General features: G+C 69.1%; 9 protein-coding genes. 2 read left to right on the forward strand and 7 right to left on the reverse strand.

Annotated elements, in window-relative coordinates; translation table 11 throughout:
• The 7 genes from ACWD04_RS31720 to ACWD04_RS31750 all read right to left on the reverse strand — a co-directional run.
• Nucleotides 1-1,654: AAWKG family protein (locus ACWD04_RS31720; RefSeq protein ID WP_451137205.1), on the reverse strand; the 1,654-nt coding region annotated here is incomplete at its 3' end.
• Between the two features lie 122 nt (nucleotides 1,655-1,776).
• Nucleotides 1,777-2,208, reverse strand: a complete 432-nt coding sequence (locus ACWD04_RS31725; protein WP_451137198.1) for a type VII secretion system-associated protein — start codon at nucleotides 2,206-2,208, stop codon at nucleotides 1,777-1,779.
• Nucleotides 2,209-2,292: 84 nt separating this feature from the next.
• The gene (locus ACWD04_RS31730; RefSeq protein ID WP_451137199.1) at nucleotides 2,293-2,604 is read right to left on the reverse strand and encodes a WXG100 family type VII secretion target; all 312 of its coding nucleotides are present in this window, start codon (nucleotides 2,602-2,604) and stop codon (nucleotides 2,293-2,295) included.
• Nucleotides 2,605-2,623: 19 nt separating this feature from the next.
• A complete protein-coding gene (locus ACWD04_RS31735; RefSeq protein ID WP_451137200.1) occupies nucleotides 2,624-2,965 on the reverse strand; it encodes a hypothetical protein in 342 nt (113 codons plus the stop codon).
• Between the two features lie 61 nt (nucleotides 2,966-3,026).
• Entirely contained in the window at nucleotides 3,027-4,520 is a 1,494-nt protein-coding gene (eccB, locus tag ACWD04_RS31740; RefSeq protein WP_451137201.1) for a type VII secretion protein EccB, read from the reverse strand.
• Nucleotides 4,521-4,534: 14 nt separating this feature from the next.
• Complete coding sequence (gene eccD / locus ACWD04_RS31745) at nucleotides 4,535-5,923, reverse strand: type VII secretion integral membrane protein EccD (protein ID WP_451137202.1); 1,389 nt, start codon at nucleotides 5,921-5,923, stop codon at nucleotides 4,535-4,537.
• A 265-nt stretch (nucleotides 5,924-6,188) separates the two neighbouring features.
• Nucleotides 6,189-9,113, reverse strand: a complete 2,925-nt coding sequence (locus ACWD04_RS31750) for a BTAD domain-containing putative transcriptional regulator (RefSeq protein WP_451137203.1) — start codon at nucleotides 9,111-9,113, stop codon at nucleotides 6,189-6,191.
• A 789-nt stretch (nucleotides 9,114-9,902) separates the two neighbouring features.
• Between ACWD04_RS31750 and ACWD04_RS31755 the strand changes: the two genes are divergently transcribed.
• Nucleotides 9,903-11,396, forward strand: a complete 1,494-nt coding sequence (locus tag ACWD04_RS31755) for a DNA primase family protein (RefSeq protein WP_451137206.1) — start codon at nucleotides 9,903-9,905, stop codon at nucleotides 11,394-11,396.
• A 255-nt stretch (nucleotides 11,397-11,651) separates the two neighbouring features.
• Entirely contained in the window at nucleotides 11,652-12,056 is a 405-nt protein-coding gene (locus ACWD04_RS31760) for a DUF6009 family protein (RefSeq protein ID WP_451137204.1), read from the forward strand.
• Nucleotides 12,057-13,041: the final 985 nt, after the last annotated feature.

Consider the following 13,041-nt stretch of genomic DNA (forward strand, 5'->3'; position numbering starts at 1 on the left):
GGCCGCCGACGGCGCCCGGATCGGCGAGCGGACCACCCGGCGACACCGACGTCGTACCCTCCGGGCCGCTCGAGGTGGACACCGGAGTCGCCCCCTCCAGGCCACCGAGTGCGCCGAGGCCGCCGACGGCGCCCGGATCGGCGAGCAGACCACCCGGCGACACCGACGTCGTACCCTCCGGGCCGCTCGAGGTGGACACCGGAGTCGCCCCCTCGACGCCTCCCGGCGTCCCGATGTTCGGCAGCTCGGCGCCCGTGCTCCCGCCGTTCTCGCTCCCGGTGATCGACGTGGTTCCCTCCGGGCCGCTCACCGTCGAGATCTTGGGGAGGCCGCCGCCCCCGTCCTGCTCGCCGCCCCCGAAGGCGTTCTCCAGGTTGTTGCCGAAGTTTTCGCCGAAGTTGTTGAGGCCTTGGCCGAACTGATTCCCGAACTTCTCCAATCCCTCATTGAAGTTGTTCCCGTTGTTCGTGAGCCCCTTGGCGAACTCCTCCTGTTGCTTCTGTGCAGATTCCGCGGCCTCCTCGGCCTGCGCGGTCCTGACGTCCTCCGAGAGAGACGTGGACCCGTTGTCCGTAAAGGCGAAACGGGTGTTCCACTTCGGGTCCAGGGATCTGTTCCATGCAGCCGACACCTCGGTCACGACGGTTCGAGCCGGCTCATCAAGGTTGTACTGAACGTTGTATGTCCATCGCCGTGTCGCCTCGTCCGCGATGGATGCCCAGGTGCTCGTATCGGCCAGATTCCCCCACTTCGGGGAGGATGAGAATTCGGGGCCCACGGACCATTGTGTACTCGAATGGTTCTCGTACTGCATATGGAACTCGTAGCTCTGCCAGTTGGCCTGGCCCCAGTTGTACCTCTCGATCCACCGGGCGACATCGGCCATCAGTTGGTTCAGAATATCTCTGGGGTCTGCAGGATAGTTCGCCGACCCCTTGGCGCCGTCCGCAGCCTCGTACTCGATCTGCTTTCCCTGCTGCCAATAGAAATTGTAATGGGCCTGGAAAAGCTGTTCATAGGCGCGGTACAGGGAGCGCTCCACATCCACGAGGGAGTCGCCGTGCAGGGTGGTGGAGGTGTACGACGTACTGGGGGACGACCCCCCGGGGTTGAAGCCGGGCGGACGCAGCTGCGCCGTGTAGTTCTCGTACTTCGCGTGCATCTTCTCCAGCAGGATACGGAAGACGTCGGCGGCGGTCCCCTTCCACGCCGCCTTTTCGCTTCCCATGCCCTCGGCCCACTGCTTGATGAGCTCGGTGCGCTTCGCGAAGAAGTCACCTGCCGCGTCGAAGGACTTCGCGGCGTCGGTGAACGTACGGAGGTCCACCCCCTGGCCGCCACCGGGGGCACCTGCCCCGTGGGCCCCGACCGTGGAATAGTTCGCAAGCAGCATGTCCAGCGCCGCCGAGCCCCGTACCCAGAACTCCTTCCCCATTTCGATGCCGGTGTAGGAGACGACAGCCTGCCTGCCCTCCATCTCCTTGCCGTTCCGCACATAAAAATTGAAGGTCCCGCCCATGGGGTTGAGGGTGCTTCCCCTGCTCTCCACGTCCCTCGCCTCCACCGTGGAGATAGCTACATTCATCCATGGAATGCCGCTCTCCCCTTTCTGACCCACCACCTCGGAACGCTCAGGGAGTGTCCAGCCGGTCATCAGGTTGATGATGTGTTCCCAGTTGTCTGCGGGCACAGCGACACTCCCGTCGTGGTGATCGTTTCAAGCCGGCTCTCCAGGAGACCGCGGCGGCCAGGGGCGGCGGTTCTCGCCTTGCCCGGTCAGGTGGTGCCGTTGCCACCCGGAAGGTTCGTACCCGCACCGTTCATCGAGGTCTCGGTACCGGCCAGGAGACTCAGGAAGGTCTGCCCCTCGACATCGACGAGATTCGCCTTCTGCGTCTTCTGCATCTTCTCGATGGCCCGACGCAGGCACAGTTCCAGGTCGTCGACCATCTTCGTGTGGCGGGCCAACACGTCGTCCACGGCCTTCGCCGCAGTCACCATGTTGGTGACCACCTTCTTCCCGCCGGTCTCCTCGTCCCCCGCCAGGTTGCCGATCACAAGCGGCACGGTGGCGTTCCCGAGGTCGTAAAGGGATTTGCGGTCACCGTTCGAGGTACGCAACGCAAGCATTTCCGTCTTGAACTCACCGATCTCGGTGTCGATGAACGACTGCAGAGCCGGAGCGTCCAAAGAGGTCAGGTCGGTCATGTCTCATGCCCTTCAGCAGACTGTGTCGGGGACGGCCGGGTGCCGGCCGGGACCGCTACGGCGTCCCGGCCGGCACCTGCCGGATCAGATCGTGATGCTCTCGAACGACTGCGCGTTGGCGAGGTTGGTGCGGTGGTAGTTCGACGAGACGCCGGACAGGGTCTGCGCGTGGCTGGACAGAGCCAGGCGCAGCTCGTTGACCTTGTTGTTCCAGGCCAGCTGCACGGTGTCGTACACCTGACGGTCGGCACCGAGCCAGGTGGTGACGATGGGGGCGAGTTGACTCTCCAGCTCGCTCACCACGGCGTCGAGACGGGTGGTGAAGGCCGCCATCTCCTCGACGAACATCTGAGCCCTCTGGTGCTCGATGAAAATGCCATCTTCTGCTGCGGGCATGCGAACCTACTTCCTCGGTTCAGGGAACCATGGTGTTGTATACGGAAAGGTGGGTCTGGGAGGCAACGGCTTCCTGGGCTGCACCCTGCGCCTTGCTGGACGTCCCCATGCTGCTCTCGAGGGAGTTGATCAGCTGCTGGCACTTGCCCCGGATGAACTCCTCGCCGTTCAGCCACTGGTTCATGACGGACTGGAACGCCGCGCCGTCGGGGCCCTGGTAGCTGACCGCCAGGGACTGCTTGGAGGTCGACACCTCATGCCTGATCGATGTGAGACGGGTCTGGGCGTTCTCCAGAGTTTCGATCGCTCGGTTGTACGTCGCTGTGGACGACTGCTGCTGTGTAGGAGGAGGGGTGGTCACTCGATCACCTTCCGGTTGCAGGGTCCCGGAGCCGGAAGGCCCCGGACGAGGTGAGGGGCGGTCAGCCGGACGGTGCCGCTCCGCACTGCGGCGTACCCGCGACGGAGCTGCGTCCCGCGGCGGCCGCGGCAGGCGACAGGTCTGGTCCGGTCGGCACCATGCGGATGAGCGACGACGGGACGGCATGGGCCTGCGCGGCGAGGTCGTAGCCGAGGGTCTCGGCGTCCTTCCCCGTAGGAATCCGGTACTTGATACCGGTGTCCGTAATGAGGTAGTGGGCGTTGCCCATGTCCGTGCCGGCCGCGCCGAGGACCTTGACGAGGCTGCCGCCCGACGGCGGAACGGAAATCGCGTCGACCGGTGTGCAAGCGGGTTCCAGCGCGGGGGCCGTGGCGGGCGGGGAACCGGAAGCCGGCGGCGCGACGGCCAGCACGACGTCGACGGCCGTTCTGCCGTCCTCCGGCCTCAGCCGCACACACGCGTCCCGGCCGTCGCCGACGGGCACGACGGCCGGCGGTGCGGGCGGCAACGCCTGGCCCGCCTCCCTCACGGAGGCGCTCCCGTCGGTGGCCGATGCGGGGGCCCTGGCCCCGTCGAGCGCACCGACGGACAGGGTCGTGGCGGCCGGGACGGCTCCTCGGTACACCCGCTTGCGGGTGTCCGGGTCGCCGAGGACGAGTGCGGCCTGTGTGGTCGTCACGGGGACGAGGCCTGTGCTCCGGAGGAGAAAGTACTTCTGTGCCGAGCCGGGAGTGCTGACGGTGAACACCGAGCCGACGACGGACGGGCGGCCGTCCAGGCGCGGTCCCGGCTTCCCCAGTTCACGCGTGGCCGGCGGCACGAGGTCGGGCCCTGCCGGCAGGGCGTCGACGAAGGTGCTGGAGACGGTGTACGGCTCGGCGTTGCCGTACCCCAGCGCGTCGAGGGTCGTGCGGCCGCCCGTGACGCGGAACCTGTTGCCCCGCCACACCAGGTAGGCGGTGTCGCCCGAGCGGATGAGCAGGGCCCGGTCCTGCGGCACCGCCTGCGCCGTACCGTCCGCGGCGATCCGGAGCGATGTGGTCGGTTCCCGGCCGCCCGACTCCGTCGGGCGGGTCGCAGCGCAGACCTCCCAGGCCTTCCCGCCCGTCAGGGCGCCGGCGGCAGGCAGTGCGTCGGGGGCGCCCTCGATTCCGATCGGCCCCCCGTGTGCGGTGCCTGTGAGCGAAGCGGTCGAGACCTTCTGCACCTGGAGGCCGGGTCCGCCCAGCAGTCGTACGGACGTGTAGTTGCGTACGGGCCGCAGCGTGCCGTCGTAGAAGTACCAGGTGCCGGTCTCCTTCTCCATCACGAGGCTGCCCGGCTCGCGCCACCCGGTGGATCCGCCGGGGGAGACGAAGCCGTAGACCAGGAAGCCGACAGATGCCACGGCGCCCAGGAGCGCGCCGATGAACACACCGCGGCTGGTCCGCTGGATGGGCGTCTCCGGCTCGTCCGGATCCGCGCGTAGGAGTCCTGTCGTCAGGCGGGAGACGACGAATTGGTGGGCCTGGACCTGATCACGTCGTGACTGCATTCGTTCGCCCCCCGTCAGCCGTTGACCGCGCGGAGCATCTGGTAGACGCCCAGCACCCACAGGACCATGGGCAGCAGGGCTATCGCCGCCGCTGACTGCAGGAGGTCGCCCGCCCGTGCCCAGTGCGGGATCATGCGGCGGCCGGGGATGGTCCACGCGAAGACACACAGGCAGATGGAGAGCGCCAGCAGCACGGCGGCTCCCACCCGAGCGGCGCCTCCGCCCCCGCCGAGTGCGTGGGAGGCGATCAGCTGGGTGAGTCCGAGCAGAGCGGGGACGAGCAGGGCCAGGCGCTGCCAGGAGGTCCCGAGATTCCTGGAGTGGAGGGCGAGCAGCACGATGAGGAGCAGCGAGGTGACGGTCCTCGGTGTGTCCGGGTCCACGGCCATGGCGGTCAGGCAGCCGGTGCACACGATGCCGATGGCGAGGAAGAGTCCTGTCATCCAGTGGTCGGTGGCGGCCGAACGGGCCGCGACCTCGCCGCTGGTGTGCGGTTCGATGCCTTCCTGGAGCTGGGCGGCGTTGGTGGGCAGCGGCGGCAGCCGGAGGCCGGCCAACGAGAAGGACAGCACGGGGACGTAGGCGCCCATGATCACCATCAACACGGTCACGGGGGCGGCCGCCCGGGACAGTGTCACGTCGAGTGACAGCATGAGGATTGCGGCGGCGGCTCCGGACAACAGCACCACCGCGAGCGCGACGAAGACGACGGGGTAGCCCGGCACGACGGCCAGGGCGACCGCCGCTCCGACGGCTCCCAGAACGCAGAACGCCAGGAGTGCGGCGCCCAGGCGGCCGTACGGGTATGCCGGTCCTGCGACGACGACCGCGCCGGACAGGCCGATGAAACCGATGGCGGGCAGGGCGAGGATGACGCCCCCGAGCTGGTCGTCCAGGACTCGCGCGGCGGCGCTGCCCATGGAGAGGGCGAGCAGGGCGGTGCCCAGGGAGAGGACCACCCGGGACAGCGGGTCACCGGGGAGGGCGAGCATGGCAAGGCATCCGAGCAGTGAACCGGCGGCGGCCAACTGCAGGGTCCAGCGGCCGACTCGGGGCGTCCAGGCATGCGGCAGACCGCTCACCGCTGACGAGACCGCGTCCACGAGGTTGTCGAACGCGACCGGTGGCAGGGCCTCGGTTCCCGGCCGGAGGAGGAGTGTCTCGCCCTCCAGCAGGTTCAGTGCGGCGGGTGTGGCCTCGGCACCGAGTGGCTCGCCCCCCAGGCGCTGGAGTACCCAGCCGTCGTGCTCGATGCCCGCCTCCTCCAGCCCGTCTCCCGCCAGCGTGACGATCACCGGCAGGAGGTCGGCGACGGCGATGTCGGACGGCACGGCGAGGTCCAGCATTCCGTCCGGAGCTCGTATGGTGAGGCGGCACAGTCCGCCCACTGAGCTCTCGGTCATGATCGCGCTCCAGGATTCTCCGTCGGCTGTCCGCCCGCGCGGACGCTCCGTGGCTGGGGTTCGGGTACACGACGGTCCACGAACACAACGAACCATACACACTATTGTCGAGTCTTCGACCGAACCATGTGTAAAGAGTTGTCACACTGGCCCGGCCGCTCGACCTTTCCCCTGTGCCGAGGCGGTCCTGCGCCAGGAACTCGTGACGGGCCGTCATGACGACATCTCCCGTCCCCGCTCACCAGGAGAGGCCTGGCCCGGCCCGTCACACCGTCGTGGGGGCAATGTCGAGCGACCGAAGCTTCTCGCGAGCCTGGGCCGCTTCCGGGTGGGCCTCCTCCTCCAGGATGGCCACCGAGTCCTGCCAAGCCCGCCGGGCGGCGTCCCCGTGCCCGAGCGCGTGTTCCGCGTCACCGATGTGCGCGAGTGCCGCGGCCTCCAGGATGCGGTCGCCGAGCTGCCGGTAGAGGCTGAGGGCGCGGCGGTGACAGCCGAGGGCCAGGCTGTGCTCCCCGAGACGGTGACGGGCCTGGCCCAGGCTGTCGCAGGCGGCGGCTTCGCCGGCCACCCCGCCCGCGGCCCCCACTTCCGCGTGCAGGGCGAGGGCTCGGTTGCAGTACTCCACCGCTTCGTCGTAGCGCCCGCACAAGATGTGGGTCCAGCCCGTCTCGTTCAGCACGCTCGCGCGGCCGCTCCGGTCGCCGGCCGCCTCGTAGAGCGTGTGGGCCAACCGGTAGTGCTCGTGCGCCTCGTCGTGGGCGCCCTCCCGGTTGGCCTGGAAGGCGAGGCTGCGGTGCGTTCGCGCCCGGCCGTGCAGGTCGCCGATGCCTTCGTAGAGCTCGTCGGCGGTCTCGAGGTGGCGCCGCCCTGCGTCCGGACGGCCCAGCCGTACGAGGGCGAACCCCATCCCGCGGTGCGTGTGCGCGCGGCCCGCCGGATCCTCCGAGCGGGTGGCGGCCTCCAGCCCGGTCCGCTGCACGGCCAGGGAGTCGTGCCAGTGACCGAACCGGTCCAGAAACAGGTCGAGCGCGAAGGCCAGTTGCCAGGATTGGGTGGGATACCCCTCGTCGAGGGCGTACGGTACCGCGCTGCACAGGACGCGAAGCTCCGTACGCAGCCACTGGAGGGCCTGTCCCGGATCGGTGAACTGCTCGGGCGCGCTGCCGGGCCGGCCGGGCGGGACGGGAATCTTCTCCCGCTCCGGGCAGAGCCGGGCGGACGCGGCCAGGGCGCTGAGCAGGAGATGATCGAGCAGGCGGTGCGCCGCTTCGCGCCTGTCCTTCTCGCTGTCGTGTTCCTGCGCGAGCTCGGCGGCATAGGCGAGCAGCAGGTCATGGAAGACGTAGCGGCCGGGGGCCACCTCCGTCAGGAGGTGGCCGCGGGCGAGGTCGGCGAGGAACAGGTGTGCCTGGCGCGGGGCGAGCGTGGCGAGGGCCGCCGCGGCGGGGACGGAGATGTCCGGCCCGGCATGCAGCGACAGGAGACGGAAGAGCCGGGCCGTGGCGGGTGGCAGTGCGCAGTACGACCAGGAGAAGACGGCGCGGGGGTCCGTCGCGGGGTCGGCGCAGGAGAACGCGTCGAGGCTGCCCTGCCCGTCGCGGAGTTCGGCGGCGATCGCGGCCAGCGGGAAGTGGGGGTGCATGGCGGCCCGGGCGGCGACGACGGCCAGCGCCAGCGGCAGCCGTCCGCACGACCGGACGATGTCTTCGACTGCTCCGGGTTCGGCGGAGGTCCGGTCGGTTCCGATCCGGCGGGCGAGGACGTCTCCCGCTTCGGAGCCGGTCATGAGGCCGAGTACCAGCGGCCGGGCGCCGTCGCCGGCGACCAGGCCGTGCAGTTGGGTCCGGCTCGTCACGATCACGGAGCAGGTGCCGGTGCCGGGGAGCAGGGGGCGGATCTGCTCGGTGTCCCGTGCGTTGTCCAGGACGACCAGGACGCGTCGCGTGGCGAGCAGGCTCCGGTACAGAGCGACCTGCGCCCCGACGTCCGCCGGAATGCGCTCGGGCGGCAGGCCGAGGGCTCCGAGGAACAGCCGGACCACGGCTTCCGGTTCGAGAGCGGCTCCGCCCGGGTCGAATCCCCGCAGGTCGACGAAGAGCTGTCCGTCGGTGAACCGGTCGGCGATGCTGTGGGCCCAGTGCACGGCGAGAGCGGTCTTGCCGATGCCCGCCATACCGCTGATCGCCACGACCGGGTGTCCGGGCCCACCTGTGGCCGGCCTGGCCACCAGGCCGAGCTCGGTGTGGCGTCCGGCGAAAACGGGCAGGTCAGCCGGCAGTTGAGAGGGCCGGACGACCGGGATGCCGTCCGGCCGGGGCACGGCCGGGGAGCCGGCCGGCCCCGGGCCGCGCCGCAGGTCGTGGCCGGATCTGCGGCCCGGCCCGCCCTCCGGTCCGGGACCCGCCCCCGGGAACAGCACCGTCAGCGGCTCCCGAAGCAACGGTTCGGCGTCGAGCATCCGGCGGTGGATCTCCCGCAGCCCCGGGCCCGGCTCGACGCCGAACTCCTCGGCGAGGGTCTGCCGGGTCGCCCGGTAGGCGTCGAGGGCCTCGGCCTGCCGGCCGCCGCCGTACAGGGCCAGCATGAGCAGTTCGGTGAGCCGTTCCCGGACGGGGTGGTGTTCCCGCAGCGAGGCCAGTTCCCCTATCACGCCGGCGTGGCCGCCGAGTGCGATGTCGACGGACAGTCTGGTCTCGACGGCGGACATCCGCTGCTCCGTCAGCCGGGCCCGCTCGGTCTCGGCGAGGCCCCCCGGTACGCCCGCGAGCGGCACACCGTCCCAGCGGTCCAGAGCGGCGGCGAGCACTGCTCCCGCCTCCGCGAGGTCGCCGGCCGAGATCAGTCGCCGGGCCAGGGCCGTCTCCGTCTCGAAGTCGTCGAGGTCCAGCGACGCCTCGTTCGCGTCCACGAGGTAGCCGTCGGCCGCCGAGAGGATCAGCCGGGGCAGGTCACCCGGTGCTCTGATCGGTTCCAGGGCCCTGCGCAGCCGTGACACGTAGGTGCGGAGCACTCCGACGGCTCCTGTCGGCGGACGCTCGCCCCACAGGCCGTCGACCAGTTCGGAGACCGTCGCCGGCCGGCCGTGCCGCAGCAGCAGGATCGCGAGCACAGCACGCTGCTGAGGCGGACCGAGTGGTACTTCACTGCCGTCGGCCCATGCCCTCATCGGCCCCAGAACGGTGAAACGCACGCATCCTCCCCGGAGCAGCTTCGTGCGGACCCATCGTATCGGCATGGCTTCCGGGGCCGTGGTTCACACTGTTCGCCCCACCGTTCCGGGAGGCCAATGCCGCCACGACGCCGTGCCCGGCTGCGCCGGTCACCCACGTCAGCACGGTCCTGACGCAGTAACGGCCCGCCGGTTCACCCTGCGGCAGATGTGCAGTCACACCTGCCTGTGACAAGAACTACGGACCGAAATGTTGCACAGCAGGGAACGTCATGCACACAGTACCCGGCAGTCACCGGCGCTTCCCGGTCCGTGGCGCTCGTGCACAGGAAAACCCAACATTGGGGTACGGTCGCTTCAGTCGCTCCGGCAGCGGTTGTGCACATGCCGGAAACGACCACACACTGGTACCAGACCGGCCACTCCGTACGCGACAGTGGGACAACGCCCCTACCGGCCGGGGTATGCCCCACACTGCGTCGCTTCGGTCGCTGAGAGGAGCAGGAGAATTCCCTCGGAACCGGCCTTTTCCGACAGCGGCCCGACACTGTGCGAAGGCGCACCCATCGCTGCTCGACTCCTCGTCACCGGTGCCGCTGCCCGGCCGGGGGGCTTACCGGCCGCAGGCCTGCTGCCCGCCCCGGGGCGTACCGGAGACGGGCAGCGGGACGGGAGGACCGTTCGCGACGACATGGAGGCGGGCGGATGGCGACCGTTCATACCGGGAGACCGCAGGTGAAAGACTCCCCCAGCCTGGGCGGCAACGGGTTCTTCGATCCGGTCGAGGTCGCCCGCCAGATCCTTCTCGCGATGCCGGCCGCGACCCTGCCCGTACAGGCGGACGCCGACCTGCACCACCGGCATGCCCGGGGCGCCGTCGACAGCACGGCCACCACCCGTGCCAGGGGCACGGCAGCGAACGGAGGCGGGCTCCTCCCCGACAGCCTCACGGACCGGGGCAACGCCAAACTCTTCGTCTCCGTGTACGGTCGCGGCTTCCGGCACGTCCCTGGACTCGGGTGGTACCGGTGGTCCGGCTACCGCTGGGAGCCCGACGAGGACGACGCGGTCCTGTGGGCAGCCGGGGAGATGGCGGAAACACTCGCGGAGACCGACCCGTCCGAACAGCACACCGCCTCGGCGCTGCGCGGGCATCGCCGCCGCGCCCTTTCCACATCGGGCATGAAGGCCATGCTGATGCAGGCCAAGTCCGCGCCGGGGATGGTACTGAGCGCGGCCTCCCTGGACGCCGACGCGTACGCGCTGTGCACCCCCGAGGGGGTGGTGGACCTCCGTACCGGGACACTCTCCCCGCCCGATCCCGAACGCCACTACAACTCCCGGGCCACCGCCGTGGCACCGCACACCATGGACACCCCGCGCTGGGACCGCTTCCTGGCCGACACCTTCGGGGACGGCGACGACGGCGAGCAGTTGATCGCCTTCCTGCACGTGCTGCTCGGCTACTCCATCACCGGGGACGTCGGCGCGCAGATCATGCCTTTCCTCTACGGCCAGGGAAAGAACGGGAAGAGCGTCCTGCTCGACGTGATGGTCAAACTGCTCGGCGACTACGCGGATGCGGCGCCCCCGGGGTTCCTCATGGCTCGTCCCTTCGAGGGGCATCCGACGGATCTCGCCGAACTCCACGGCCGCCGCATCATCGTGTGCTCCGAACTGAAGCCGGGCGACCGCTTCGACGAGGCCAGGGTCAAGCTGCTCACCGGCGGCGACCGCATCAAGGCCCGTCGCATGCGCCAGGACTTCTTCAGTTTCCAGCCGACCCACAAGCTCTGGCTTCTGGGCAACCACCGCCCCGAGGTCGGCACCGGTGGCTATGCTTTCTGGCGGCGCATGAAGCTCATCCCGTTCGACCGCGTGGTGGCCGACGACCGCAAGGTCGACAATCTCGCGGACGTGCTGGTCACCGAAGAGGGACCCGGCATCCTCGACTGGCTCGTGCGCGGCGCGCGCCTCTATCTGAACGGTTCTCGGGACCTGACGGGGCCCGAGAGCGTCCGTGCGGCAACCAACGCCTACGCGGAGACGGAGGACCACACGGGGCGGTTTCTCGCCGAGCGCTGCACCCGGCATCCGGCGGTACGTGCCGAACAGGCCCAGCTGTACGCCGCGTACCGGGATTGGTGTCTGATGGAGGGCGCCACTCCCGCCTCCTCCCGTGCCTTTGCCGCCCGGGTACGCGAAACAGTGGGTCTCACGACGCCCAAGCAGATGATTCTCTCCAACCAGCGCAAGTTCTATCCGGGGATCGGGCTTGCTCCCGGCCCCGGACATGCCCAGTGAGCCGCCGTTCACGGGGAAGACGACTGATCAGCCAGTCCGGTCACAACGAAAGAGGCGTTCTTTGCCGTGCCCCGAGTATCCTCCCGTAGTGGTGACACCGTCCGGCGGTCGGGCGTGGTGGCCTGTGGCGGAACGCTACGCCGGAACGGGACCGGCCGTCGTGGACGGCGCGCTTTCCGGCCGCCTGAGGCACACGTGTGTGCGGAAGACTCGCACGTGGTCGCGGACGTGGACCGTGGAAGGGTAGGCGACCAGGTGAGTGCCTTGATTGAACCTTCGCAGCTCGTCCATGAGACTCAGCTCGTCTGGCTCGAGGACATCGGCTGTCTGGACTATGTACGGCAGACGCTGGACCGGCTTCCGACCCGACGGGGCAGACCGGCCTACCACCGGGACGGGCGGATGGTGGGCTATGCCGTACTGGGACCGGGCGCTCGGGCGTCGAGGGCCTCGGGAACGTTCCTGCGTCGTGTCTTCTGGCTCCTTCCTCACGACCGGGACGGCCGGCCGCAGGGCTTGTACGCGTCTGCGGCACCCTCGGAGTCGATAGATCCGCGAACCGCCGCCCCGCGCACCAAGGGCTACAAGACCCAGCGTTCGGAGGGCGGGCCTCCCTCGGACGCCATGCGCGAGATGGGTATCACCCTTCCGAAGGTCTGAACGCAGAAGAGCTCCGGCGACTGGAGCACCACTGGTTCCACGCGCCTGGAGAACTTCGGTCGCTGGTCTCGGAAAGCCGTATCACCCCACGTCACAGCCGTGAAGGTGAAGGTTTCAGCGACTCAAGCGACGCACGTCGCGAACTATCAAGACCGTCCGGGCCACTTCACCTCGTGCAGGTCATAAATGAGGATCCCGAGTCGCTTCAGTCGCTGTCCACCGTGGTACCAACCCTGCCACCTGCGTCTTCTCGCAGGACATCGCCCAGCGACCGAAGATTTCCCGGTCGCTGGGCAGCTCTCGGGGGCCCTTTCGGTGGCCGCTTTCAGCTGCGGGCCCACCACAGCTCGGGACCGGACACCTCGTATCGGACGGAGCGCGGTGACACACCGGCCCGGACGAAGGACGCGCGTGTGGCACTGAGAACGACGAGAGCTCGCGCAGGTAGGCAGTTGTCCGCGAGGCCAGGTCAAGGCTCCGGAAGCCGAGAGGAGGTGACACGGCGTGAGCCCACTGCGCATGTTCGTACCCCAGGTGCCTGAGGCCGTCCGGCAGATCCCTCACGTACTGCTCCACCTCGAAGCGGTGGGGCGAAACCCGGAGCAGCCAGGTGGCGGATCATGTGGTGCCGATGGAAGACTGCTCAGAAAGGTGGCGACCTCCCCGGCAGGTGCGCCATGCCGGACAGCTCGTTCTCGCCGACGCGAGGTGGAGACTTTCCGCCATCACTTCGCGTGCCTGCGAAGTAATCACGGTCGAGTCCCGTGGGATCGGTGTTCGCCCGCCAGGTCGGCACGGAGACACAGTGTATGAACATAACGTTGGTAATGATGTCTTCGCCGGTACTGTGTCCGCCGGGATTCGAGTAGATTGGGATCCGTGAGTTCCGGGCGTGAACGCTTCCCCCGGGCATAACGCCCGGAACTCTCCCGCACCATCGGGCGCGGACATACCTGTGGGCGCACGGACATGGAGTCCGTGCGCC

This window comes from Streptomyces sp. NPDC002911, assembly GCF_053591835.1.

Coding starts and splice junctions, on each gene's coding strand:
- ACWD04_RS31725 (WP_451137198.1), bottom strand. CDS start 2,208: ATGACCGACCTGACCTCTTTGGACGCTCCGGCTCTGCAGTCGTTCATC.
- ACWD04_RS31730 (WP_451137199.1), bottom strand. CDS start 2,604: ATGCCCGCAGCAGAAGATGGCATTTTCATCGAGCACCAGAGGGCTCAG.
- eccB (WP_451137201.1), bottom strand. CDS start 4,520: ATGCAGTCACGACGTGATCAGGTCCAGGCCCACCAATTCGTCGTCTCC.
- eccD (WP_451137202.1), bottom strand. CDS start 5,923: ATGACCGAGAGCTCAGTGGGCGGACTGTGCCGCCTCACCATACGAGCT.
- ACWD04_RS31755 (WP_451137206.1), top strand. CDS start 9,903: ATGCCGGCCGCGACCCTGCCCGTACAGGCGGACGCCGACCTGCACCAC.